This is a genomic window from Rhodococcus cercidiphylli (genome assembly GCF_033042225.1).
Lineage (GTDB): Bacteria > Actinomycetota > Actinomycetes > Mycobacteriales > Mycobacteriaceae > Rhodococcoides.
On the sequence record NZ_JAWLKE010000007.1, the window covers coordinates 407,132 to 430,957 of the forward strand.

Here is a 23,826-nt window from a genome sequence, read left to right on the forward strand (position 1 = left end):
TGATGCGCCTGCACACAGACATGCTTCGGCCTCGATCGTGGACGGTTCGCGTGCGATCGGCGGTGGCGTCGACGCTCGTCGTGGCTGTGTGCCTGATCGCGGCGGGTGGTGCGCTGGTCGGTGTCCTCTACTCCTCGCTCGAGAGGTCGGCCGTGTCGGCGGCCTCTGCCCGCGTGGCGCTCATCGCTCAACAATGGGAATCCGAGGATCGAGACGACGACAGGGGGCCGCGCGTCGAGAACTCTCTGCTCGCGACGGATGGGCAGGTGGGCATCGTGCAGGTCGTCGACGCATCGGGGGCGGTGCTGGAGAGTTCACGCGGTGATGCGACCACACCGCTGACGACGCAGCAGGTTCCGTCGTCGGGGGTGCAGGACCTCGGCCGAGTGGATATCCGCGGAATCGGTGAGTTCTGGGTGTTCGCGACGGGAGTGACGTCGGCTCGGGGCGGGGCGACCGTGGTGGTCGGGGCCGACCGGGAGCCGGTCGAGAAGGTGGTGGGCACGGTGGCGCTCCTGCTCGTCGCGGTCGGTCCCTTCGTCGTCGCTCTGGTGGCCTTCGCCACGTATCGGCTGGTCGGTGCCGCCCTGAGTCCGGTGGAGGACATCAGGTCTCGGGTCGCTTCGATCTCGGGAGCTCGACTGATCGAACGTGTTCCGGTTCCCGACACGCACGACGAGATCGCCCGTCTCGCACTCACGATGAACCACATGCTCGAGCGGCTGGAGGCGGGCCAGCGCGCTCAGCAACGCTTCGTCAGCGATGCCTCACACGAATTGCGGAGTCCCTTGGCGACGATCACGGCGGCATTGGAGTTGGCGGAGGCGAGACCCGAACTGCGCGATGCGGCGCTGGTGAACGATTCGTTGCTTCCCGAGGCGCGGCGGATGCGCCGGCTCATCGAAGATCTGTTGGTTCTCGCACGGTCCGACGAAACCGACGCTGCTGCCGTCTCCGGTGACGTGGATCTGGAGGATCTGTTGTACGAGGAGGCCAAACGTGTTCAGGCCACGTCCGATGTAGCGACGGAGTTGTCCATCGTTCCGGTCCGAGTGAGCGGCGACCCCTACGCGTTGGCCCGCATGGTGCGCAATGTCGTCGACAATGCCGTTCGGCACGCGGAATCACGAATCATGCTGTCCTGCTCGGTGTCCGGAGATGATGCGGTGATCGTGATCGACGACGACGGTCCGGGAGTGCCGGTGTCCGAGCGGACGCGAGTGTTCGATCGCTTCGTTCGGCTGGACTCGTCGCGAACCCGGGACGAGGGAGGTGCCGGTCTCGGCCTGGCGATCGTCGCCGATACTGTAGCCGCGCACGGCGGTAGCGTGCGGGTGACGGATGCCGCCACCGGGGGAGCTCGATTCGAGATCAGGCTTCCCCGGTGAGGGTCTACTGCACCGGCACAACCCTTTTCAGGAACGCCAGTTGTTCCTCGACGATGGTCGGGAACAGCGGCTGCACGTAGGGGTCGAAGTGCCCACCCTTGTGGATGTGCACGGTGGCGTCGGGAATATTGCGCGCGACCTTCTGGCACACCGCCGCCGGCGTGATGGCGTCCTCCGACATGATCTGCACCAGTACCGGACAGGTGATCTTCGACGCGGTCCTACCCGGCGAGTACAGCCCGATGCGTAGAAGGATCCGTGCTGCAACGGTTTCGGGGTAGGCGCCGGATTGGAGCCCGGACTCGGCGAGAAGTTTGTCGCGACCGGGCGCGGCGTCGGGCGTGGCCATCACAGCGACATCACCGGGGTAGCCGACGGATTCGACGTAGCGGGGGGACTTGCCGCGCACTGCGCGAATCTGGTCGATCACCGCCGATGGGGCGAGCTTCACGGTGCGCCGAAGTCCGGTGGCGCGCACGGCTGCGATGCCGTCGACGTGCGGAACCTGAGCGATGACAGCGGCGAAATTCTCTCCGGCACCTGCCCTGGTGAGCACGTGTCCGCCGGCGAAGGAGGTGCCCCAACCGACGATGCGAGCGGAGTCCACACCGTCGAGAGTCCTGGCGTAGGCGACGGCGTTGGTCCAGTCGACGAGCTGCTTGCCGATGTCGAGGAGCTGCCGCGGCTGGCCGTCGCTGTCGCCGAAGTGGCGGTAGTCGAAGACGAGAACCGTGTAGCCCGCGCGGGCGAAGATCTCCGCATAGGCGAAGAGGCGAATGGCACGCGGGGTGCCGAATCCGTGGGCCATCACCACGGCCGGTGTGTCGGCGGTGGCTCCGGTCGGCCGATACACCGCAGCGGCGCAGCGCACTCCCTCGGAGTCGAACCATTCGTCGGTGCGGGTGTATCCGGCCTGGTCGTCGGCGCTCATGTGGTGGTCCTTCGTCTGGTCCTTGATCGGCATTCAAGAAGCTAGCACTGTCTTGAATGATGATCAAGATAAGATGTCGACATGCCGCGCAACCGTCGACCCGTCGATCGCGCCGAGAAGCGCTCCGAGATCGTGAGCGCCGCTCGGTCGCTGTTCGTCGACGACGGCTACGAGCACACGCCGATGGGGCGGATCGCGACTGCGGCCGGAGTGACCACCAATACGATCTACTGGTATTTCGGTGACAAGGACGAGCTACTCGTCGGGGTGCTGGACGAGATTCACACCGATGCGCTGGCTCGGTTCGCCGCGCTCACCGGGCTCTCGGTGAACGAGCAGGTCCTCTGGGTGGTGGAGGAGCTGGAGAAGTATCACCGGCTGGTCGACACAGTGCACTCCCGCACCTCGGTATCCTCGTGTCTCGACAAATGGCACAACAATTTTCACTCGTTGTGGGAGCAGTGGATCGCCGCCGAGCTACGCCGCGAGGAGGTCGGTGAAGCCGAGATCGAACCGACGACTCGCATGATCGTCTTCGTCGTCGAGGCCATGTTGACGCACCCGCAGGACGAGGCGTCGAAACGCGCCATCATCGATCTGCTGTTCCGCAAGGTCGGCGTCTGACGGTCGTCGGATCGCTGGAACGTCAGTCGTGCATGGTCGTTCGGTTTCGGCCCAGTTTCTTCGACTCGTACAGCGCTCGGTCGGCGCGCTCGAGGGTCGCGCGGGCGGTCTCTCCGTCCTGTCGACATGCCACCCCTACCGAGATCGTCAGGTCCGCGGGCAACTCCGTCCGCACTCGATCGATGGCGGTGCGCAGCTCGGCACCCGTGCCGGTGACGCACAGCACGGTGAATTCGTCGCCGCCCGAGCGGCTCAGCAGATGCTGCGGCGGGAGGCAGTTGCGTAATGCATCCGAGACGGTGACGAGTGCGTGATCGCCTGCCGCGTGCCCGAAGTCGTCGTTGATCACCTTGAAGTGATCGATGTCCACCACGGCGACGGCGTCGATCTTTCCGCTCGCGACCGTTCCCGGCCGAGCGTCCAGCTCTCTGGTCAATCGCCGCCGATTCGCGAGTCGGGTCAGATCGTCGATCTCGGAGGTCGATGCAACGCTCTGGACCCAGGCCGCAGAGATCGCGATTGCCACGAGGACGAGCTCGGCGTTGACCACCAGAACAGGGTGCAGGTCTCCCACCACGAGGCCCAGGTACGCGATGTAGCTCGCGTTGAGAACCGTTGTACGCCAAGCGATACGGTTGGGCAGGACGATGAACGCCGGCGTCACCAACAGTAGCTGGAGAAAGATCCCGGACAAAGCCGCGATCTCGCCGCCCGCAGCGGTGCAGAACAAGGCGATACTCGTCAGGCCCGACAGATGCATCAACAGGTACAGCCGCCGGGAAAGTACCGGTGCTGCGGCGATCATGTAGACGCCCAGTGCGCACCACAGCACAGCCAACGCACACAGGACCGCGGCGGCCCGGGGGGACGCCGCGACGACGATGACGACACCGACCAACCCGCTGACGAGGCAATTGACCCCGGACGTCCGCGCTACCGACGCAGGAGAGTACTGCCAGCCACTGTTCACACCACTAGCCTCTCGCACGGTCCCCACGACCTGCTGGCGAGTTTAGCCCCCTACCAGCGTGGGCACGTGTTCTCGAAGCTCGGATCGATGCTCTGCATGTAGCCGGTGTCGTCGCGATCGCGGATACCGCAGTCGAGGTACTGCTGATGCAGCGCTGCGAGGGCGTCCTCGTCGATCTCGATGCCCAACCCCGGCCCGGTGGGCACGGCCACCGCACCGTCGACGACGTTCAACACCCCGGGTACGACGACGTCCTCGTTCTTCCACGGCCAGTGCGTATCGCAGGCGTAGGTCAGATTGGGCGTCGCCGCGGCCAGGTGCACCATGGCGGCCAGACTGATGCCGAGGTGGCTGTTCGAGTGCATCGACAGACCCAGCTCGAAGGTCTCGCAGATACCGGCGAGCAACCTCGATCGTTGCAGGCCGCCCCAGTAGTGGTGATCGGACAACACCACCTGCACCGAATCCTTCACCACCGCGGGCCGTAGATGATCGAACGCGACGACGCACATGTTGGTGGCGAGTGGCATCTTCGCCTCTCGCGCGACCTCGGCCATCCCGTCGAGTCCTGGTGTCGGGTCCTCGAGATACTCGACGATGCCGTCGAGCTCGGCGGCAACGCGGATGGAGGTGTCGACGGTCCACGCTGCATTGGGGTCCAGCCGGAGCGGTAGCCCGGGGAATGCCTCCCGCAGGGCCTTGATACCGGCGATCTCCTCGTCGGGCGGGAAGACGCCGCCCTTGACCTTGATGGCCTCGAAGCCGTACTCGTCGATCATCTTTCGAGCCTGCCGAACCAGGCCTTCCGGATCGATCGCCTCACCCCATTCGTCGGGCTGCTGCCCGGGATGCGCAGCCCACTTGTAGAACAGGTACGCGCTGAACGGAACCGAATCGCGCACCTTGCCGCCGAGCAGATCCGACACCGGTCGTTGCAGTACTTTTCCCTGGACGTCCAGGCAGGCGATCTCGAAGGGTGAGAACACACGGTCGGTGGTGCTGGCCGTGGTGATCATTCCGGCGACGCCGTCACCACCGGTGATCGACAGGGTTCCGAGTACGGAGTCGACGGCGTCACGAATCGCGTTGAGTGCGAACACGTCCAGGCCGGTGATGGCCTGGGCCGCCGCGTCGAGACGAGCCAGGTGTGCGGTGTCGGCGTACGTTTCACCGAGTCCGACGACGCCTGCATCGGTATCGAGCTGGATGATGGCGCGCAGTGCGTACGGCTGATGTACACCGACGGTGTTGAGCAACGGAGGGTCGACGAACGCGATCGGGGTGATCCGAGCGCCGGTGATCAGAATCGGATCCTGCATCAGTGCACCGCGAGCTCGTCCGCCAGCGCGGCCCGGCCGGCGGCGACGATCGCGGTCAGTTCCTCGAGGTGCGGTGCACTGATGTCCACCAGTGGCGGACGCACGGGGCCTGCCGCGATGCCCTCCATCGTCACGCCTGCCTTGATGAGAGAGACGGCGTAGCCGGGAACCTTGTCGCGCAGGCGAACCAGCGGGTGGAAGAACTCGCGCAGCAGTGCGGCTGTGAGCTTCTCGTTTCCGCTGTCGAGGGATCGGTAGAACGCCAGCGCAAGCTCGGGCGCAAAGGCGAACGTTGCCGAGGAGTACAGCGTGACACCGATGGCCCGGTAGGCCTGCTGCGAGACCTCGGCGGTGGGCAGGCCGTTGAAGAACTGGAAGGGCTTGCCCGACGGTTCCAGCGCGTCCAGTACCGCGCGAACGATGCGGCCGACCTGATCGAGATCACCAGTGCCGTCCTTGAATCCGACGACGGTGGGCAGCTGCGCCACCTCGACGGCCGAGTCCTCGGTGAAGCGAGCGTTGCCGCGGTTGTAGACGATCAGTGGCAGATCCGAGGCGCCGGCAACGGCCTTGGTGTAGTTGACCAACCCGGCCTGCGGCATCGTCACCAGATAGGGCGGGAGCAACAGGATTCCGTCGGCTCCGTTGGCCTCCGCGCTCGCCGCGAATGCCTTTGCCTGGGCGACGGATCCGCCTGCACCGGCGTACACGGGTACGCGGCCGGCAACGACGTCGACCGCGGTGCGCACGATCTTGCCGAACTCCTCGCTTTCGAGAGCATGGAATTCGCCGGTGCCGCACGCGATGAACACTCCACCGGGTCCCGCATCGACACCCTTCGCGATGTGCGCGGCCAGCAGGTCGTAATCGACCTCACCGGCGGCAGTGAACGGGGTGACGGGGAAGAACAGGACTCCGTCGAGCATGGTGGTCTCCTCGAGAACTAGGTGGGGGTGAGTCAGTCTTGGGTGAGCTGGCCGTCGACGCGGCGGAAGATGCCCTCTGGGTTGCCGTCGGCAATTGCACTGGGCAGCAGAGACTTCGGCACATCCTGGTAGGAAACAGGACGCAGGAAGCGCTCGATGGCCAGAGATCCGACCGAGGTGGTGCGGGAATTGGAGGTGGCAGGGAAGGGACCGCCGTGGACCATTGCGTGGCCTACCTCGACGCCGGTGGGCCATCCGTCGAACAGGATGCGGCCTGCCTTGAGTTCGAGAACCGAGAGGAGTTTGCCTGCCTCGGCGTGATCGGACTCGTCGGCATGGACAGTGGCGGTCAGCTGCCCTTCGAGGAGCGCGGCGACGTCGCGAACCTGCTGTGCATCGGTGCAACGAACGATGAGGCTCGACGCGCCGAACACCTCGGCCTGCGCTGCGTCGGAGGTGAGGAACGTATCGGCGTCGGTGGCGAACAGCGCTGCGCGGCAGGCGTTCGGGGCCTGTGCGTCGGTACCCCTGGCGAGCTCGGTCACGACTTCGCTCAAAGTGTCGACGCCCTCGGCGTAGCTCGCGGCGATGTTCGGGGTCAGCATCGTGGTGGGTGTGGACTCCTGGACAGCGGCGGTTGCTGCCTCGGTGAAGGACTGCAGGCCGGGGCCGTCCACGGCGATGACGAGACCGGGGTTGGTGCAGAACTGGCCCGAGCCCATGGTCAGCGATGCGACGAAGGCGCGGCCGAGTTCGGCTCCCCGGGCGGCGAGTGCGCCGTCCAGGACGAACACGGGGTTGATGGAACTCATCTCGGCGTACACCGGGATGGGCTCGCGGCGACCGGCCGCCGCGGCGACGAGAGCCGTTCCGCCCGAGCGTGATCCGGTGAAGCCGACGGCCTTGATGCGAGGGTCCGTCACCAGAGCGGTACCGAGTCCGCGGCCGGAGCCGAACAGCAGTGAGAATGTGCCCGAGGGCATTCCGGTGGAGGACACCGCGTCGGCGATTGCGCGGCCGACCAACTCGGACGTTCCCGGGTGGGCGTCGTGTGCTTTGACCACTACGGGGCATCCGGCTGCGAGGGCGGACGCGGTGTCGCCGCCGGCGACGGAGAAGGCGAGTGGGAAGTTGCTGGCTCCGAACACTGCTACCGGTCCCAGGGGGATCTGTCGCTGGCGGATGTCGGCGCGGGGGAGGGGCGCGCGTTCGGGCTGGGCCGGATCGATACGGGCTCCGTTCCAACTACCCTCGCGCAGAACGGAAGCGAACAGACGCAGTTGCCCGGTGGTGCGGCCGACCTCGCCGGTGATGCGGGCCAGCGGAAGCCCCGACTCGGCGACGGTGCGCTCGATCAGGGTGTCGCCGAGCGCTGCGATGTTGTCGGCGATGGTCTCGAGGAACTGCGCGCGGGTCTCCGAGGACGTGGCCCGGTAGTCGGCGAATGCGTCGGCCGCTGCGGCACAGGCCTTCTCGACGTCGTTGTTGTCTCCGTGCCCATAGGCGGGTTCGAGATCTCTGCCGGTGCTGGGGTCGATTCCGTGAATCTGCGCGCCGGCACCGAATACCGGGACGCCGGCGATGATCATCCGGCCGGTGAGATTGGTGGACTGTGTCGTCGACGCTGTCATGGGGTGACTCCTAGGGCTGTGATGCGGTGCGTGCACTGACGCCGAGGCGTGACCTGGCTCATAGCTCACCACGGTAGAAGGGCGATCGATACATGTCCAAGTCTAAAAAAGTCGTATTCGATCCACTCTCGGTATCGATCGCGCTGCCAGGTGTGATGGGCTCCCGTTGTGCGTACCGATGCCACTACTGCATCGGTCGATGCGCAGATGGTCTTGGACATGAATCGATCGGGAGTCCTAGTCTCGTCTGTGAGCCGAGTCACCGATGGCGTATGAGAGAGGTCGGACATGAGCGTCCCCACGAGCACCCCCGTCGTCGCCGAGATGCGCGTCATTCCCATTGCCGGTCACGACGACATGCTGCTGAACCTCAGTGGAGCCCACGCCCCGTACTTCACCCGCAATCTGGTGGTGCTCACCGATTCGGATGGGCGCATCGGCGTCGGTGAAGTGCCGGGTGGAGAGGCGATTCGGCAGACTCTCGACGATGCGCGGGTACTCGTCGAGGGCCAGGGCATCGGACGGTACAACGCCGTGCTGGCCGAGATGCGCCGCACGTTCGCGGATCGTGATGCCGGGGGCCGTGGCGCGCAGACCTTCGATCTGCGGATCGCGATTCACGCTGTGACCGCGGTGGAATCGGCGTTACTGGATCTACTCGGCCAGCATCTCGGCGTCAGCGTCGCCGCGTTGCTGGGAGACGGTCAACAGCGTGACAAGGTTCAGGCTCTGGGCTACCTGTTCTTCGTCGCCGATCGCACCAAGACCGACCTCGCCTACCGTGGTGCAGCCGACGAGGCCGCCGGGGCAGACGACTGGATGCGCATCAGGCACGAGAAGGCCATGGATCCCGAGTCGATCGTGCGCCTCGCCGAGGCGGCGCAGGCCCGATACGGATTCCAGGACTTCAAGCTCAAGGGTGGTGCGCTGCCCGCCGCCGAGGAGGCCGCTGCGGTGCGCGCACTGGCCGAGCGATTCCCCGAGGCTCGAATCACGTTGGACCCCAACGGCGGTTGGTTGTTGAAGGACGCCATCGAGACGTGCCGTGGACTGCGCGATGTCCTGGCCTACGCCGAAGACCCCGTCGGACCGGAGGGCGGATTCTCCGGTCGAGAAGTGATGACCGAATTCAAGCGCGCCACCGGGTTGCAGACCGCGACCAACATGATCGCCACCGACTGGCGCGAGATGGGCCACACCATCCGATCCGGTGCCGTGGACATCCCGTTGGCCGACCCGCACTTCTGGACGATGGCCGGTTCTGTCCGCGTAGCGCAGCTGTGCGATGCGTGGGGTCTGACGTGGGGTTCGCACTCCAACAATCACTTCGACGTGTCACTGGCCATGTTCACCCACGTCGCCGCGGCCGCTCCAGGAACGATCACGGCCATCGACACGCACTGGATCTGGCAGGACGGACAGCGAGTGACCAAAAAGCCGTTCACGATCGAGGACGGCTACCTCACCGTGCCCGACAAGCCGGGTCTGGGTGTCGAGCTCGACTTCGAGCAGATCGATGCGGCGCACGAGCTGTACCAGAAGGAAGGTCTCGGTTCCCGCGACGACTCCATCGGTATGCAGTACCTGATCGAGGGATGGACGTTCGACAGCAAGCGGCCGGCCCTGGTGCGATGAGTTCCGGTGCGCGGATGAAGATCGTCGTCGGCGACCGTAATGTGCTGCCGCATCGGGAGCAGTTCGAGTCGGGTCTGCCCGCCGATGCCGAGGTGGTGTGGTGCGTACCGTTCGACGAGAGTCGGGTCATCGACGAACTTGCCGACGCGGACGTCTACGTCGGCGGCAAGTTCAGTGCGGCCATGGGTGCCGCTGCGCCGAATCTGCGTATGGTGCACGTCGCGGGCGCTGGAACGGACAATGTCGATCGTTCCGGATTGGCAGACGATGTGCAGGTGTGCAACACGTTTCACCACGAGCAGTCGATTGCCGAGTATGTCGTTGCTGCGACCGTGATGTTGCGACGTAAGTTTCTGCAACAGGATCGGGCGCTGCGCGAGGGGCGGTTCGTGACCGCCGTCTACGACCCGACCATCGCGCAACCGTTGTCGCTGAGCGGTGCCCGCATCGGATTTGTCGGCTTCGGGCATATCGGTCGAAGAACCTGGCAACTGTTCCAGGCCTATGGGGCAACCGGCGCTGCGGTCACCGGGAGTGGACGAGCTCCGGATGAGGGCCTCGAATGGGTCGCTGATGCAGGGGGTTTGACGAGGCTCGCCGATTTCGCGGATGTTGTCGTGGTCTCCGCACCGCTGAACGAGCACACTCGCGGGATGATCGGTGCCGACGAACTTCGGAGGCTGGGTGAGGACGGGATACTCGTCAACGTCGGCCGTGGGCCCTTGGTGCAGGAACAGCCACTGTTCGACGCACTGTCTCGCGACGAGATCGCCGCAGCTGCCATCGATGTCTGGTACCGCTACCCGGGGCCGGACGGTGTGGGCGAACCGAGTTCGCTGCCGTTTCGCGAACTCGACAACGTGCTGATGACGCCCCACTCGTCGGGCGTCACGCACCACACGTTCGTGGGCCGAGTCGCCGATATCGCGTCGAACATCAGTGCATTGGGGCCGCGGGCAGTGGAGCGCTGACACGCAGGTGCGCGGGAGTGGAGCCCGCGGAATGACCCAGGTGCGCGGGAGTGGAGCGCTGACGCGCAGGTGCGCGGGAGTGGAGCCCGCGGAATGACCCAGGTGCACGGAAACTCGACCTCTGCTACGAGTTTTCGTGCACGTGCCGCGAAGCGGCTCTTCCACTCGCATGGGGCGAAGCGGAGCGTACTGTTTCTCGGGTGACAGACGCTCACCAGGCATCGCGATGGTCCGCGATCTTCAGGCCGACGCCGGTTCGGGTCATGGCCACAGGGTTCGCGCTCGCCATCGCGATCGGTGCGGGCGTGCTGTCGCTGCCGGCGGCGACCGTGCCCGGCAGCGAGACCGGGTTTCTGCAGGCGTTGTTCACGTCCACCTCGGCCGTCAGTCTGACCGGCCTGATCGTGGTGGACACTCCGGTGTACTGGTCGGGATTCGGGCAGGGCGTGATCCTTGCCCTGATTCAGATCGGCGGGTTCGGGATCATGACGATCGCGTCCCTGGTCGGTCTGGTCCTTGCCGATCGAATAGGTCTGCGCGGCAGGCTCAACGCGGCCGCGGAGGTGCGTACCTCGGGGCTGGGTGATGTCCGGAGCGTCGTCGTCGGCGTGTTCCGCACCAGTCTGATCATCGAGAGCGTCGTCGCGACAGCCCTCGCGGCGCGCTTCTTCCTCGGATACGACGAGTCTCTCGGTCGTGCTCTGTGGCTGGGGACCTTTCATGCGGTCTCCGCGTTCAACAACGCCGGCTTCGCGCTGTTCAGCGACAACATGATCGGGTTCGCCACCGATCCATGGATCTGCATTCCACTGTTGATCGCGGTCGTGTTGGGCGGCATCGGATTTCCGGTTCTCTTCGAGATCGCCCGTCGAGTTCGGTCCCGAGCCAAGGGCGGTCGCTCGCCCCACCGCTGGTCGCTGCACACACGACTGACGCTGACCGTCACCGGAGTTCTGTTGGTACTCGGACCGACGGTCGTGATGCTCTTCGAGTGGTCCAGAACGCTGGGAGGATTCGGCTTCTGGGACAAGATGCTCGTCGCGACGTTCCAGGGAATCATGCCCCGAACCGCAGGGTTCAACAGCGTCGATTACGCGGATGTCGACAACGCGACCCTGCTGGTCACCGACGTCCTGATGTTCATCGGTGGTGGCAGCGGCGGAACCGCAGGCGGCATCAAGGTCACCACGTTCGCACTACTGCTGTTCGTCATCCTGGCCGAGATCCGAGGTGACCGAGAGGTGACGGTGTTCGATCGTCGGATCGACGCGCGCGTGCAACGTCAGGCGTTGACCGTGGCACTGATCGGCGTCGCGTTGGTCATGCTCCCGGTCGTCGCGTTGCTGGCGGGCACGGACTTCGACCTCGACGTCCTGCTGTTCGAGGTCGTCTCGGCCTTCGCCACCGTCGGTCTGTCGACCGGTATCACCGCACAGTTGCCCGGGTGGGGACAGATGATCCTGATCGTGCTGATGTACCTGGGCCGCATCGGTTCCATCACTCTCGTCAGCGCCCTCGCCGCCCGCGACCGCGGTCGGCGCTACACGCTCCCCACGGAAAGGCCGTTCATTGGCTAGGAAACCGTCCTCCGACGTCGTCGTCGTCCTCGGCCTCGGCCGCTTCGGCAAGTCGCTGGCGCTGGAACTGATGGGCCAGGGCGTCGAGGTCCTCGGCATCGACACCGACGAGGCTGTGGTGCAACGTGTCTCGGACCGACTCACACACGCGGCCGTGGCCGACACCACCGACGAGGAGTCGTTGCGCCAACTGTCGGTTCACGAGTACGACCGCGCAGTCGTGGGCATCGGATCCGATCTCGAGGCAAGTCTGCTGACCGCGTCCGCGCTGATCAACCTGTCGGTGTCCAACATCTGGGCCAAGGCGATCAGCAACGCGCACGCCAAGATCCTCAACCAGATCGGCGTGCACCATGTGGTGCGGCCCGAGCACGACATGGGTAAGCGCGTCGCCCATCTGGTGCGCGGCCGAATGATGGACTACATCGAATTCGACGACGGTTTCGCCATGATCAAGACCTCTCCGCCCGCCTCCATCATCGGAAAGAAGCTGGGCGAAAGCGGAATACGCACCAAACATCGCGTCACCGTCGTCGCGGTCAAGCGACAGGGCGAAGGATTCACCTACGCCACGGCCGACACGGTGATCGGTGCGGGCGATACCGTCATCGTCTCCGGTCAGGTTCGAGACGCCGAACGATTCAGTGAGTCGACCTGAGCGATTCCAGCGTCTCGCGTGCTCCCCGCTCCTGCAGAGACGACAGTTGTTTCGTGTACTCGGCCACGAACCGCTCGTTGTCGATCAGATCCCCGAACACTGCGCGGTTGGCGATGAACGCCGTGGGGTTCTCGCGCTGACTCTGCGCGATCGGCACCAGTGAATCCTTGAGCTGGTCGACGATCTCGATGGGCTCGCCGGACTCGTCGACGGCCTCGGCGTATCGAGCCCAACTGGCCACCACTGCGGTGGAGCGGGTGATCTCACCGCCGGTCTCGAGGTTCTTGCGGATGACAGGTAAGAGCCACTTGGGGATTCGGTCCGAGGACTCGGCGCACAGGCGAGCGACGGTATCGCGGATCTCGGGGTTGGAGAACCGCTCGATCAACGTCTTCTTGTAGTCGGTCAGATCGATGCCGGGGACCGGCTGCAGCGTCGGGGTCGCCTCCTCGTCCATGTAGGCGAGCAGGAAGTCGGCGAACAGCGAATCCTGGCACACCTCGTGGACGAGGCGATAGCCGCTGAGGTAGCCGAAGTACGCGAGCGCCTGGTGGCTGGCATTGAGCAACCGCAGCTTCATCAGCTCGTAGGGGGTGACGTCCTCGACCACCTGCACGCCCACCTCTTCCAGCGGTGGACGGCCGAGGGTGAAGTTGTCCTCGAGCACCCACTGCGTGAACGGCTCGCCTGCAACGGGCCACTGATCGTCGATGGCGTAGCGCAACGAAAGTTGCTCGGTCACTTCCGGTGTCGTGACCGGCGTGATGCGATCGACCATCGAATTGGGGAACGCGCCCTCGGCTTGGATCCAGTCGGCCAACGCCGGGTCCTTCAGGCGCGCGAACGCGGTGAACGTCGACTGCGCCATGTGTCCGTTGCCCTCGATGTTGTCGCAGGACATGATGGTGAACGGTGCCATTCCGCGGCTCTTGCGTCGAGCCAATGCTTCGATCACGAGGCCGAATGTCGTTGCGGGAACAGCGCCGTCGGCGAGGTCGGCGACGATGGCCGGATTGTCGGCGTCGAACTCGCCCGTCGTCGCGGAGAAGTTGTAGCCACCCTCGGTGATGGTGAGCGAGACGATCTTCGTCGTGTCGGCTGCCATCTTCTCGATCACGGCCTCGGCGTCGTCCGGTGCGAAGAGGTACTCGACGATGGAACCGATGACGCGGGTGTCCCACGTGCCGTCGGAATGCTTGAGCGCCAACGTGTACAGGCAGTCCTGTGCCTGCATGACGTCGTTCATTCTCCGGTCGCCGGGCAGTACGCCGACGCCGCAGATTCCCCAGTCCAGCGCCTGCCCCTGCTGCAACAGACGGTCGACGTACATCGCCTGGTGGGCGCGATGGAAGCCGCCGACACCGAAATGCACGATGCCGACCGTCACCTCGGATCGGTCGTACGTCGGAACCGCGACGTCCTCGATGAAGTCGGCGAGGTTCTGCGAGTTCAACTTCATGCGTCGTTCTCCTTCGAAAGTCCTGGAATCACTACGGCTTTGATGCTTCCGGGTTGCCTGTCTGCGTTCAATGCATCCTCGACGCCATCGAGCCCGAATCGCGCCGTCACCATCGCGTCGAGATCCACCATGCCCGACGCCACCAGCGCGCGTGCGATCGGCCATGTGTTGGCGTAGCGAAAGACGCCGGTGAGCAGCAATTCTCGGTTCTGGATCAGCGAGATCGGCAGCGGATAATCTGATCCACCCATGCCGACGAGGACGACCGTGCCTGCGGGCCGGACCGCGTGGATGCCGTCGATCACGGCTCGGGCCGCACCGGACGCGTCGATGAACGCATCGACCGTCAGGGAGCGCACGTCCTCGGCGGCGGGGTCGAGCACGCGAGTCGCGCCGAACCTCTGCGCGTTGGCCCGGCGGGAAGCGTCGATGTCGGTGACGATCACCTCGGTGGCACCGAACGCGCGCGCGACCTGCGCGGTGACGAGCCCGACGGGCCCCGCTCCCGCGATGAGCACGCTCGAGCCCGCGGAGATCCGCGCTTTCTGGGCCGACGCGATGCCCACCGACAGCGGTTCGAAGAGCGCAGCAGCCTCGTCGGAGATGTCGTCGGGGACGTCGTGGGCGAAGGTCGATTGGATCAACACGTACTCCGCGAGCGCGCCGTCGATGGGCGGCGTCGCGAAGAACTCCATGGCCGGGCACAGATTGTAGCGGCCTGCGCGGGACTGAGCGCTGGTGGGATCGGGGCGCTGCGGCTCGATGGACACGCGCTGCCCGACGCGGGTGTCGGAGACGTCGTTGCCCACGGCCACGATGACGCCCGCGGCCTCGTGCCCGAGTACCAGGGGGCCGTCGACCACGTACTCGCCGATGCGCCCCTCCCGGTAGTAGTGCGCGTCGGAACCGCACACCCCGACCGCCGTGACCTGTACGAGGACCTGATCGGGCGCGGGGGTGGGGACGGGCCGTTCTTCGAGTCGTATCTCCTGTGCTGCGGTGAGGACGCTGGCCTGCATGGACTGTGGCACGGGCCGCCCGCCGTCGGGGGGTGTTGTGTAGATCACACCTTAATGTTAGCTTAGTGAGCAGATGAGCACGAGCTGAGCATCTGCTCACAACTTGGGAGGCGAAATGGATGGATCGTCATCCGGTCCGGCGGGGTCGAAGTCTCCGCGGTCCGGAGAGGATCTGCGCCTGGCTCTGCGCGCCGCGACCATGTACCACCTCGAAGGCGCGACTCAGGCCGAGATCGCCGTGAAGCTCGGTGTCTCACGCCCCACAGCAGGGCGGTTGGTTGCACGCGCTCGCACCCAGGGACTGGTGACCATCGAGATCAACGTTCCCGACGACCTGCAGGGCACCGTGCACGCCGACATCGAGCGTGAACTCGAAGCGCAGTTCGGGCTGACCGAGGTGCTCGTCGTCTCGGACGTCATCGACGGCACGGACGCCGGCTACGGTTCCCTCGGCCGGGCAGCGGCGACGCTGCTCTCTCGTCGGCTCCAGGACAAGGATGTGCTGGGCTTCACCTGGGGACCCGAGACGGTGGCGGTCGCCAGCTCGCTCAAGACCAGGTCCACCAAATGTGCTGCGGTGGTGCAACTCGACGGTTCCATCACCTCGGCCGACTACCAGACCGGCGTCGAGTACACACTCGGACGGTGCGCTGCGTACCTGCAGGCGACACCCATCAGGCTCAATGCGCCGCTGTACGCCGATCAGGCTACTGTCGTTGCGTTGGAGCAGGACTCCGTGATCTCTCGCGCACTCAAAGCCGGGACCGATGCCGATGTGATGATGTACGGCATCGGTCCCGTTTCCACGTCCACCACATTGTTCGAGGGCAGCTTCATCGACCTCGAGGTGCTCGACGAACTGCGCCGACTCGGTGCGGTCGGTGAGATCGGCGGACGGTTCTACGACGCCGACGGCAAGGACACCGGCGGATCACTCCCCGGCCGAACCGTGTCGGTGGGGCTCGACGCCATCAGGGCCTGCGATCGGGCGGTGCTCGTCACGGGCGGAAAACGAAAACACGAAGCGCTGCTCGGTGCACTGCGCGGTGGACTGGCATCGATCTTGGTCACCGACATCGAAAGTGCGCGTTGGCTTGTGGATCGATCCACATCAGCGTCGAATGGAAAGGTATCTCAGTGAAAGTTCTACCGAAGGTGGTTGTCGCGACCTCGCTCGCGACGACCTTGGTGGTGTCCGGATGTGCCGGTGCCGGCTCGTTCGGTGGTGATGGTGACGGTACGACGGTCACCGTCGCGATCGTCTCGAATTCGCAGATGTCCGATGCCATTTCGCTTGCTCCGGAGTTCGAGGCGGAGAACCCGGGTATCAACCTGAAGTTCGTGTCGCTCTCGGAGAACGAGGCCCGAGCCAAGATCACGGCCTCGGTCGCGACCGGCGGCGGTGAGTTCGACGTGGTGATGATCAGCAACTTCGAGACCCCGCAGTGGGCCGAGAACGGTTGGCTGACCAATCTTTCCGAGTACGCCGACGCCACGCCGGGCTACGACGAGGACGACTTCATTCCCACGCTGAAGGAGTCGCTGTCGTACGAGGGCAGCATGTACTCGGTGCCGTTCTACGGTGAATCGTCGTTCCTGATGTACCGCAAGGATCTGATGGAGCAGGCCGGTATCGACATGCCTGCCGAGCCCACCTGGCAGCAGGTGGCCGACGCCGCAGCCGCTCTCGACAGCCCGGGCCTGTCCGGAATCTGCCTGCGCGGCAAGCCCGGCTGGGGTGAGGTGCTCGCACCGCTCAACACGGTCATCAACGCGTTCGGCGGCCGCTGGTACGACGAGAACTGGAACGCCCAGCTGAACAGTCCCGAGGTACGCGAAGCCGTGCAGTTCTACGTCGACACCGTGCGTGAGCACGGTCAGGCCGGCGCGGCGACCAGTGGGTTCAGTGAGTGCGGAACGCAACTCTCCCAGGGCAACACCGCCATGTGGTACGACGCCACCTCGGCCGTCTCGGTCCTCGAGGACCCGTCGTCGAGCAACGTCGTCGGGCAGATCGGTTACGCCAAGGCCCCGTCGGCGGCCAAGGGCGACAACGGTTGGCTGTACTCCTGGGCACTGGGCATCCCCAAGACCAGCGAGGCACCCGACGAGGCATGGAAGTTCGTTTCGTGGATGACCAGCAAGGAATATCTGAACAAGGTCGGTAACGAACTCGGGTGGGAGCGTGTGCCTCCCGGAAGTCGACTCTCGACCTACGAGATTCCCGAGTACGCGGAGGCGTCGGCGGCCTACGGTCAGCTGACCCTCGACTCCATCGACAGTGCCGACCCGAACGACCCCACCGTGGATCCGGTTCCGTACACCGGAGTCCAGTTCCTGACCATTCCGGAGTTCCAGGACCTCGGTACCCGGGTCAGCCAACAGATCAGTGCCGCGATCGCCGGACAGATCAGCGTCGACGACGCGCTCGACCAAGCGCAGCAATACGCCGAAGTGGTCGGCAGGACGTACCAGGAGGACCAGGGATGACCACCACCGAAGAACGGACGGCTCCGGCCGAACCGGAGAAGTTCGTACCGAGACCGAGAACCATCTCCAAGGCAGAGGGGTGGCGTCGACGCGGGCCACTGTTGCCGGCGTTGGTGTTCGCCATCATCGTCACGCAGATCCCGTTCCTGTTCACGCTGTACTACTCGACGCAGTCCTGGAACCTCGTTCGTCCGGGTTCGCGTGAGTTCAACGGTCTGAACAACTACATCGACGTGTTCCGCGACAGTCAGTTCCGCGAGGTCGCGATGAACACCGTGATCATGATCGTCGGAACCGTGATCATCTCGGTGGTCCTCGGCCTGGCCCTCGCTCTGCTGCTCGATCGAAAGTTCATCGGACGAAGCCTGATTCGCACGCTGCTGATCACCCCGTTTCTCGTCACCCCGGTCGCCGGTGCGCTGATCTGGAAGACGACGATGTTCGATCCCGTCTTCGGCCTGATCAACTTCGCGCTGAGCCCGTTCGGAGTCGGTGAGATCGACTGGGTGTCGCGGTTCCCGCTGGCCGCGGTCATGACGAACCTCGTGTGGCAGTGGACGCCGTTCATGATGCTGCTGATCCTCGCCGGCCTGCAGTCCATGCCGAAGGACATCGCCGAGGCTGCGCGTGTCGACGGGGCAGGCCCGTTCAAACTCTTCCGTGAGTTGACGTTGCCGCACCTGCGCCGCTTCATCGAACTCGGCACCGTCCTCGGTGCGATCTATCTGGTCAACACCTTCGATGCCGTCTACATGATGACCTCCGGTGGACCGGGAGTCGCGTCGGCGAACTTGCCGTTCTACATCTACCAGCGTGCCTTCCTCGGCTTCGACATCGGTCAGGCCGCGGCCATGGGCGTCGTCACCGTGGTGGCAACCATCGTTCTCAGCACACTGGCGCTGAGACTGATCTTCAAGAGCTTCAGCGCAAACGAGGAGGCGGCGTGATGAGCACGGCAACCACGAGCAAGAAGAAGGCCGTCGCGCAGACCTCCGACGGGCAGGAGATCCGGAAGAAGAGCAAGTGGGGCCCGGGCACGATCTGGTCGTTCGTTGCCTGGGTGGCCGGTATCGCCTTCTTCTTCCCGGTTCTCTGGATGGTGATCACCGGCTTCAAGCAGGAGGCCGACGCCTACTCCAACCCGCCGAAGCTGATCTTCACCCCCACCCTCGATCAGTATCGAGGTGTCCTCGAGAGCGGCATCGGCACCACCCTGCTGAACTCGGCGTTCGCGACGATCGTCTCGACGATTCTCGTTCTGCTGCTGGGTGTTCCGGCAGCATTCGCGCTGTCGCTGCGGCCGGTGAAGAAAACCCAGGACGTGCTGTTCTTCTTCATCTCCACCAAGATGCTGCCCGTCGTGGCCGTCATCGTTCCGCTGTACGTCATCGTCGGTGACATCGGCATGCTCGACAACATCTGGGCACTGGTGATTCTCTACACCGCGATGAATCTGCCTATCGCCGTGTGGATGATGCGCTCGTTCTTCATGGAGGTGCCGTCGGAACTGCTCGAGGCCGCCAGCATGGACGGTGCGTCGCTGTGGACGTCGGTCCGCGAGGTGATCCTGCCGCTCGTCTCTCCCGGTATCGCAGCGACGTCGTTGATCTGCGTGATCTTCTCGTGGAACGAGTTCTTCTTCGCCGTCAACCTCACTGCCGTTCAGGCCCAGACGATTCCGGTGTACCTCGTCGGATTCATCACCGGCCAGGGCCTGTACTGGGCCCAGCTTTCCGCCGCTGCGACGTTCGCAGCACTCCCCGTCGTCCTTGCCGGATGGTTCGCGCAGAACAAGCTCGTGCGCGGTCTGTCCTTCGGCGCCATCAAATAGGAGAAAGTCTCATGGCTGCAATCACGTACAAGAAGGCATCCTGCGTCTACGAAGGTGCCGATTCGCTCGCCGTCGATTCCCTCGACCTCGACATAAAGGACGGCGAGTTCGTCGTCCTGGTCGGACCGTCCGGCTCCGGCAAGTCCACCGCACTTCGGATGCTCGCCGGTCTGGAGGAGATCGACGGCGGCGCAATCGAAATCGGCGGCAAGAACATGGTGGGCGTCCCGTCCAAGGACCGCGACATCGCCATGGTGTTCCAGAACTACGCGCTCTACCCCAACAAGACCGTCGGCGAGAACATGGGCTTCGCGCTCAAGATGCGCGGAGTGAGCCTCGAGAAGCGTCAGGCACGCGTGGCCGAAGCGGCCCGTCTGCTCGATCTCACCGAGTACCTCGATCGCAAGCCCGGCAAGCTCTCGGGCGGCCAGCGTCAGCGAGTTGCCATGGGCCGCGCCATCGTTCGTGAGCCGCAGGTGTTCTGCATGGACGAGCCACTGTCCAACCTCGACGCGAAACTGCGGGTGCAGACGCGTACGCAGATCGCGGCGTTGCAGCGTCGGCTCGGCACCACGACGGTCTACGTCACCCACGATCAGGTCGAGGCCATGACGATGGGTGATCGCGTCGCCGTCCTGCGTGGTGGCAAGCTGCAGCAGTTCGCCTCTCCCACAGACCTGTACGACCACCCCGTCAACGCGTTCGTCGCAGGATTCATCGGCTCCCCGGCGATGAACCTGATGACGGTACCCATCGGCTCGGGCGGCGTGCAGATCGGTAAGTTCCTGCTCCCGCTCGAGCGCGACGAGCTGACCAAGCTCGCGAGCCTGGGGATCGACGAGGTCACCATCGGAATGCGGCCCGAGAACATCGGCATCGTCCACGGCGGCGGCGAAGGCTTCGAGGGCAAGGTCGATCTCATCGAGGAGCTCGGCAGCGAGTCGTACGTGTACGCGCACCTCGACGACCCGAAGGTGAAGGGACTCGACGGGGGACCCGTGTCGTTGGTTGCGCGTTCGGCAGTGCGTGCCCCGGCGAGGATCGGAGAGAGCATCGGACTGAAGCGCCTCGACGGAGCAATCCACCTCTTCCACCCGGAAACAGGCGAGCGCATCTAGCGCGGCTGGTACGGCGCTTTCCGCGAGAGGATCAGCGCCGTCAGCAGGGTGGCACCCCAGAGCAGGAAGATGCCGTCGAAGAACAGGTGCCCGTACTTGACGCTTCGGTTCTCGTCCGAGGCGATCAGGCCGATCACCGCTCCGACGAACGACGTTCCGCCCCAGAGAATCAGCAGCACCGAGCCGGGCCAGGATATGCCGAGGACGATCGCCGGCAGCCTGGTCCGGTTCTGTGCTGCCAGGCGCGGCCGGTTCATGTAGGCGAGGGCGGGAAGAATTGCCGCTGCAAGTTTGAGCAGCGTGAGCACCAGCAGTGCTGTTCGCGCAGTCTGCGGTTCGGTCTCGACCCATTCCGTGGCGAATGATCCGACGGTGTTCAACATCCATCGGCCACCTGCAGCCCAGTAGCCGGAAAACGCGGCGTGAACTAACCCCAGCGCACCTGCGATCGCGAAGTATCCGATGGCCACGGTGAGCGAGGCTAGCCGAGTTCTCACCCCCGTTCAGGGGTAGCGCGGGATTGTTCATCTCCCCTACCGTGGCGGTGATGAGCATCACAGGCTACGGAGGAAGCATGGCCGAATCGGCACATACGGCATTCAGGAACGCTCGCGACCTGCTGCTCGACTCCTACGGCGAGTACGACCGCGCCGTAGAGACTTTCGAGTGGCCGTCGTTCGGTGAGACGTTCAACTGGGCCATCGATTGGTTCGACGCGATCGCCCGTGGCAACGACGGCACTGCGTTGTGGATCGTCGAAGAGGACGGCAGCGAGGCCAAGTACAGCTTCGACGACATCGCGCGTCGTTCCGACCAGGTCGCCAGGTGGCTCGAGCAACAGGGCATCGGCCGCGGCGACTCGGTGATCCTGATGCTCGGCAATCAGGTGGAACTGTGGGAAGCGATGCTCGCGGTGATGAAACTGGGCGCGGTGTTGATGCCGACCACCACTGCCATCGGGCCCGCAGACCTGACCGACCGTGTGGTGCGCGGCAATGCGCGCGCAGTGATCGTGAACCCCTCGGACACCGGCAAATTCGACGACGTACCCGGGGACTACCTGCGCATCGCCACCTCCGCTCGAGATGGCTGGGTCGACTATGCCGAGGCTCGTTCTGTCGAGGCCGTACCGTTCGAGTCCGTGACGGCTCCCACCGACCGCCTTCTCATGTACTTCACCTCCGGCACCACCAGCAAGCCCAAGCTCGTCGAACACACCCAGATCTCTTATCCCGTCGGGCATCTGAGCACCATGTACTTCCTCGGTCTGCGTCCGGGCGACGTGCACCTGAACATCAGCTCGCCGGGTTGGGCCAAGCATGCGTGGAGTTGCTTCTTCGCGCCGTGGATCGCCGAGGCGACGATCTTCATCTACAACTACGGAAAATTCGACGCGAAAGCGTTGCTCGAGCAGATCCGCCGGGCCGAGGTGACGACGTTCTGTGCTCCACCGACGGTGTGGCGCATGCTGATTCAAGCCGACCTCGCCGGTGGCGGTGGTTCGCTACGCGAGGCCATCGGAGCAGGTGAGCCCCTCAACCCCGAGGTGATCTCGCGGGTGCAGCGGGAGTGGGGCCTGAACATCCGCGACGGGTTCGGCCAGACGGAAACCACTGCGCTGGTTGCCAATACACCCGGCGCGGTACTCAAGTCCGGCTCGATGGGGAGGCCGCTGCCGGGCGTGCCGGTGGTGATCGTCGACCCCACCACCGGCGAACTCGCCGACGAAGGCGAGATCTGCCTCGACCTGGCGCAGCAGCCGTTCAACCTGATGACCGGATACCTCGGCGACCCCGAACGCAACGCCGCTGTCATGGCCGACGGTTACTACCACACCGGCGACGTCGCATCACGGGACTCCGAGGGCTACATCACCTACGTCGGCCGCACCGACGACGTGTTCAAGGCCTCGGACTACAAGATCTCCCCGTTCGAACTCGAAAGCGTGCTCATCGAACACCCCGCCGTTGCCGAGGCCGCGGTGGTGCCCGCCCCCGACGAGACGCGACTGGCCGTCCCCAAGGCGTATGTGGCATTGGCGTCGGGCTGGGAACCCAACGAGGACACCGCGTTCGAGATCCTCAAGTACGCCCGCGAGCACCTTGCGCCGTTCCTGCGGGTGCGCCGAATCGAGTTCTTCGAGCTACCGAAAACCATCTCGGGCAAGATCCGCCGAGTGGAACTGCGCGCCCGCGAGGACGCGGCCGTCGGACCGCTGGAGACCGAGTGGCGTGACGACCAGTTCCCTGCACTCAAGAGGTGATGTGGCTGTCCACTATTTGCGGTGGGAGGCGGGATCCCGATTCTCGAGGCGAATAGTGGACGCTCAGGTCACTTGTCCCAGAACCGTTCGAGAATCCCGAGCACTTCGGTGGACGCCGCCATCGTTGTCGCGTGATCGAATCCGCGGATGACATGCAATTCGGAGTTCGGTACCAGCGCCGCGGCAGCTCGGGTGTCGTCGAGCCTGGTGCCGTCCTGACTGCCGACGTAGAACAGCGACGGCTGGGTGAACTGCTGCAACGCGTCGTCGGATAGGCCCGGATCGGCGTCGGATGCTCGAATGTACGCGGCCATGGCCTGGGCGTCGTTGGTGGAGAACACCGCTCGCGTACCGGCATCGATCGGGAACATACGGTGGCTGTTCCACGCCTCGAGGAACCCGTCCATGCCACCCTGCTCCAACACGTCTGCGCACCCGGGGAAGAACAGGCGATCGAACGCGCCGGCCTGAGCGCCGTGACTACCGCCGCCGACGGCCAGCGATCGCACTCGCTCGGGAGCCGCTGCCGTCAGCGCCAACCCGGCCCGAGCCCCGAACGAATACCCCAGATAGTCGACGGTCTCCGCGCCCACCGCGTCGAGCACCGCCGTCAGATCGCCGACGATCGTGCTCATCGCATACGCGTCGGGAGAATGGGGTTTCTCGCTGCGGCCGTGCCCGCGACTGTCGATGAGAATCAACTGCCGAGCGCCGCGCAGCGCCTTCACATAGCCGAACGTCCGCCAGATCGTGTGCGTTAGAAAACTGCCGTGCACCATCAACAACGGCGGGCCGGACCCCACCACCGTGTACGCGATCCGTGTCCCATCGTCTGCATTCGAGGCATACTCCACCCCGCAATCCTCCCGAACGAAGTCCACTCAATGTGACATTGACCCCCGAACTGCGCTTGTGGGTCATTCCGCAGGCTCCACTCCCGTCCACTGAATGATGCTCCTATGTCTGTCAAGGGCTGGGTGTGGGCTTCAGTAGGCCGAATATTTCGCGGGCGATGG

21 protein-coding genes are annotated in these 23,826 nt (G+C 64.8%); 12 read left to right on the forward strand and 9 right to left on the reverse strand.

Features of this window, described 5'->3' with window-relative positions; translation table 11 throughout:
• Positions 1-2: 2 nt before the first annotated feature.
• Positions 3-1,388, forward strand: coding sequence for a sensor histidine kinase (locus R3P95_RS20180; RefSeq protein ID WP_317533459.1), 1,386 nt, complete (start codon positions 3-5; stop codon positions 1,386-1,388).
• A 4-nt stretch (positions 1,389-1,392) separates the two neighbouring features.
• Here R3P95_RS20180 and R3P95_RS20185 read toward each other — a convergent pair whose 3' ends face one another.
• Positions 1,393-2,319, reverse strand: a complete 927-nt coding sequence (locus R3P95_RS20185) for an alpha/beta hydrolase (protein WP_317533458.1) — start codon at positions 2,317-2,319, stop codon at positions 1,393-1,395.
• Between the two features lie 81 nt (positions 2,320-2,400).
• Between R3P95_RS20185 and R3P95_RS20190 the strand changes: the two genes are divergently transcribed.
• Complete coding sequence (locus R3P95_RS20190) at positions 2,401-2,943, forward strand: TetR/AcrR family transcriptional regulator (RefSeq protein WP_317533457.1); 543 nt, start codon at positions 2,401-2,403, stop codon at positions 2,941-2,943.
• Positions 2,944-2,965: 22 nt separating this feature from the next.
• Here R3P95_RS20190 and R3P95_RS20195 read toward each other — a convergent pair whose 3' ends face one another.
• The 4 genes from R3P95_RS20195 to R3P95_RS20210 are packed head-to-tail and all read right to left on the reverse strand — an operon-like array spanning position 2,966 to position 7,789.
• On the reverse strand, positions 2,966-3,913 hold the full coding sequence (locus R3P95_RS20195) for a GGDEF domain-containing protein (RefSeq protein ID WP_149406945.1): 948 nt from the start codon (positions 3,911-3,913) through the stop codon (positions 2,966-2,968).
• 50 nt (positions 3,914-3,963) lie between these two features.
• The gene (locus tag R3P95_RS20200) at positions 3,964-5,232 is read right to left on the reverse strand and encodes a glucarate dehydratase family protein (RefSeq protein ID WP_394855315.1); all 1,269 of its coding nucleotides are present in this window, start codon (positions 5,230-5,232) and stop codon (positions 3,964-3,966) included.
• On the reverse strand, positions 5,232-6,158 hold the full coding sequence (locus tag R3P95_RS20205) for a 5-dehydro-4-deoxyglucarate dehydratase (protein ID WP_317533455.1): 927 nt from the start codon (positions 6,156-6,158) through the stop codon (positions 5,232-5,234). The genes R3P95_RS20200 and R3P95_RS20205 overlap by 1 nt, the downstream gene beginning before the upstream one ends.
• A gap of 32 nt (positions 6,159-6,190) precedes the next feature.
• A complete protein-coding gene (locus R3P95_RS20210) occupies positions 6,191-7,789 on the reverse strand; it encodes an aldehyde dehydrogenase (NADP(+)) (protein WP_149406947.1) in 1,599 nt (532 codons plus the stop codon).
• Positions 7,790-8,077: 288 nt separating this feature from the next.
• Here R3P95_RS20210 and R3P95_RS20215 point away from each other — a divergent pair, with 288 nt between their 5' ends.
• The 4 genes from R3P95_RS20215 to R3P95_RS20230 all read left to right on the forward strand — a co-directional run bounded on the left by R3P95_RS20215 (position 8,078) and on the right by R3P95_RS20230 (position 12,630).
• Positions 8,078-9,424, forward strand: coding sequence for an enolase C-terminal domain-like protein (locus R3P95_RS20215; RefSeq protein ID WP_317533454.1), 1,347 nt, complete (start codon positions 8,078-8,080; stop codon positions 9,422-9,424).
• A gap of 14 nt (positions 9,425-9,438) precedes the next feature.
• Entirely contained in the window at positions 9,439-10,395 is a 957-nt protein-coding gene (locus R3P95_RS20220; RefSeq protein WP_317533525.1) for a 2-hydroxyacid dehydrogenase, read from the forward strand.
• A 263-nt stretch (positions 10,396-10,658) separates the two neighbouring features.
• The gene (locus tag R3P95_RS20225) at positions 10,659-11,972 is read left to right on the forward strand and encodes a TrkH family potassium uptake protein (RefSeq protein ID WP_317533524.1); all 1,314 of its coding nucleotides are present in this window, start codon (positions 10,659-10,661) and stop codon (positions 11,970-11,972) included.
• On the forward strand, positions 11,965-12,630 hold the full coding sequence (locus tag R3P95_RS20230; RefSeq protein WP_149406950.1) for a potassium channel family protein: 666 nt from the start codon (positions 11,965-11,967) through the stop codon (positions 12,628-12,630). Before R3P95_RS20225 ends, R3P95_RS20230 begins: the two co-directional genes overlap by 8 nt.
• On the opposite strand, the gene R3P95_RS20235 is transcribed toward R3P95_RS20230, so the two are convergent.
• A complete protein-coding gene (locus R3P95_RS20235; protein WP_149406951.1) occupies positions 12,614-14,089 on the reverse strand; it encodes a mannitol dehydrogenase family protein in 1,476 nt (491 codons plus the stop codon). The two genes, R3P95_RS20230 and R3P95_RS20235, sit on opposite strands and share 17 nt — an antisense overlap.
• The gene (locus R3P95_RS20240) at positions 14,086-15,108 is read right to left on the reverse strand and encodes an NAD(P)-dependent alcohol dehydrogenase (protein WP_149407089.1); all 1,023 of its coding nucleotides are present in this window, start codon (positions 15,106-15,108) and stop codon (positions 14,086-14,088) included. Before R3P95_RS20240 ends, R3P95_RS20235 begins: the two co-directional genes overlap by 4 nt.
• A 115-nt stretch (positions 15,109-15,223) precedes the next feature.
• On the opposite strand from R3P95_RS20240, the gene R3P95_RS20245 reads away from it, so the two are divergent.
• The 5 genes from R3P95_RS20245 to R3P95_RS20265 are packed head-to-tail and all read left to right on the forward strand — an operon-like array spanning position 15,224 to position 20,547.
• Positions 15,224-16,249: a sugar-binding transcriptional regulator gene (locus tag R3P95_RS20245; RefSeq protein ID WP_094640484.1), complete on the forward strand. Its 1,026-nt coding sequence runs from the start codon at positions 15,224-15,226 to the stop codon at positions 16,247-16,249.
• The gene (locus tag R3P95_RS20250; protein WP_441344161.1) at positions 16,246-17,598 is read left to right on the forward strand and encodes an extracellular solute-binding protein; all 1,353 of its coding nucleotides are present in this window, start codon (positions 16,246-16,248) and stop codon (positions 17,596-17,598) included. The genes R3P95_RS20245 and R3P95_RS20250 overlap by 4 nt, the downstream gene beginning before the upstream one ends.
• The gene (locus tag R3P95_RS20255) at positions 17,595-18,545 is read left to right on the forward strand and encodes a carbohydrate ABC transporter permease (RefSeq protein WP_037196012.1); all 951 of its coding nucleotides are present in this window, start codon (positions 17,595-17,597) and stop codon (positions 18,543-18,545) included. Before R3P95_RS20250 ends, R3P95_RS20255 begins: the two co-directional genes overlap by 4 nt.
• A complete protein-coding gene (locus tag R3P95_RS20260; protein ID WP_068049004.1) occupies positions 18,545-19,429 on the forward strand; it encodes a carbohydrate ABC transporter permease in 885 nt (294 codons plus the stop codon). Before R3P95_RS20255 ends, R3P95_RS20260 begins: the two co-directional genes overlap by 1 nt.
• An 11-nt stretch (positions 19,430-19,440) precedes the next feature.
• On the forward strand, positions 19,441-20,547 hold the full coding sequence (locus tag R3P95_RS20265) for an ABC transporter ATP-binding protein (RefSeq protein ID WP_094640485.1): 1,107 nt from the start codon (positions 19,441-19,443) through the stop codon (positions 20,545-20,547).
• On the opposite strand, the gene R3P95_RS20270 is transcribed toward R3P95_RS20265, so the two are convergent.
• Positions 20,544-21,017 carry a DUF3995 domain-containing protein gene (locus R3P95_RS20270; protein WP_317533453.1) on the reverse strand — a complete coding sequence of 158 codons (474 nt, stop codon included), beginning with the start codon at positions 21,015-21,017 and terminating at the stop codon, positions 20,544-20,546. The genes R3P95_RS20265 and R3P95_RS20270 overlap by 4 nt on opposite strands.
• A gap of 77 nt (positions 21,018-21,094) precedes the next feature.
• Here R3P95_RS20270 and R3P95_RS20275 point away from each other — a divergent pair, with 77 nt between their 5' ends.
• Positions 21,095-22,810: an AMP-binding protein gene (locus R3P95_RS20275; protein WP_394855314.1), complete on the forward strand. Its 1,716-nt coding sequence runs from the start codon at positions 21,095-21,097 to the stop codon at positions 22,808-22,810.
• 68 nt (positions 22,811-22,878) lie between these two features.
• Here R3P95_RS20275 and R3P95_RS20280 read toward each other — a convergent pair whose 3' ends face one another.
• A complete protein-coding gene (locus R3P95_RS20280) occupies positions 22,879-23,664 on the reverse strand; it encodes an alpha/beta fold hydrolase (protein ID WP_317533452.1) in 786 nt (261 codons plus the stop codon).
• Positions 23,665-23,826: the final 162 nt, after the last annotated feature.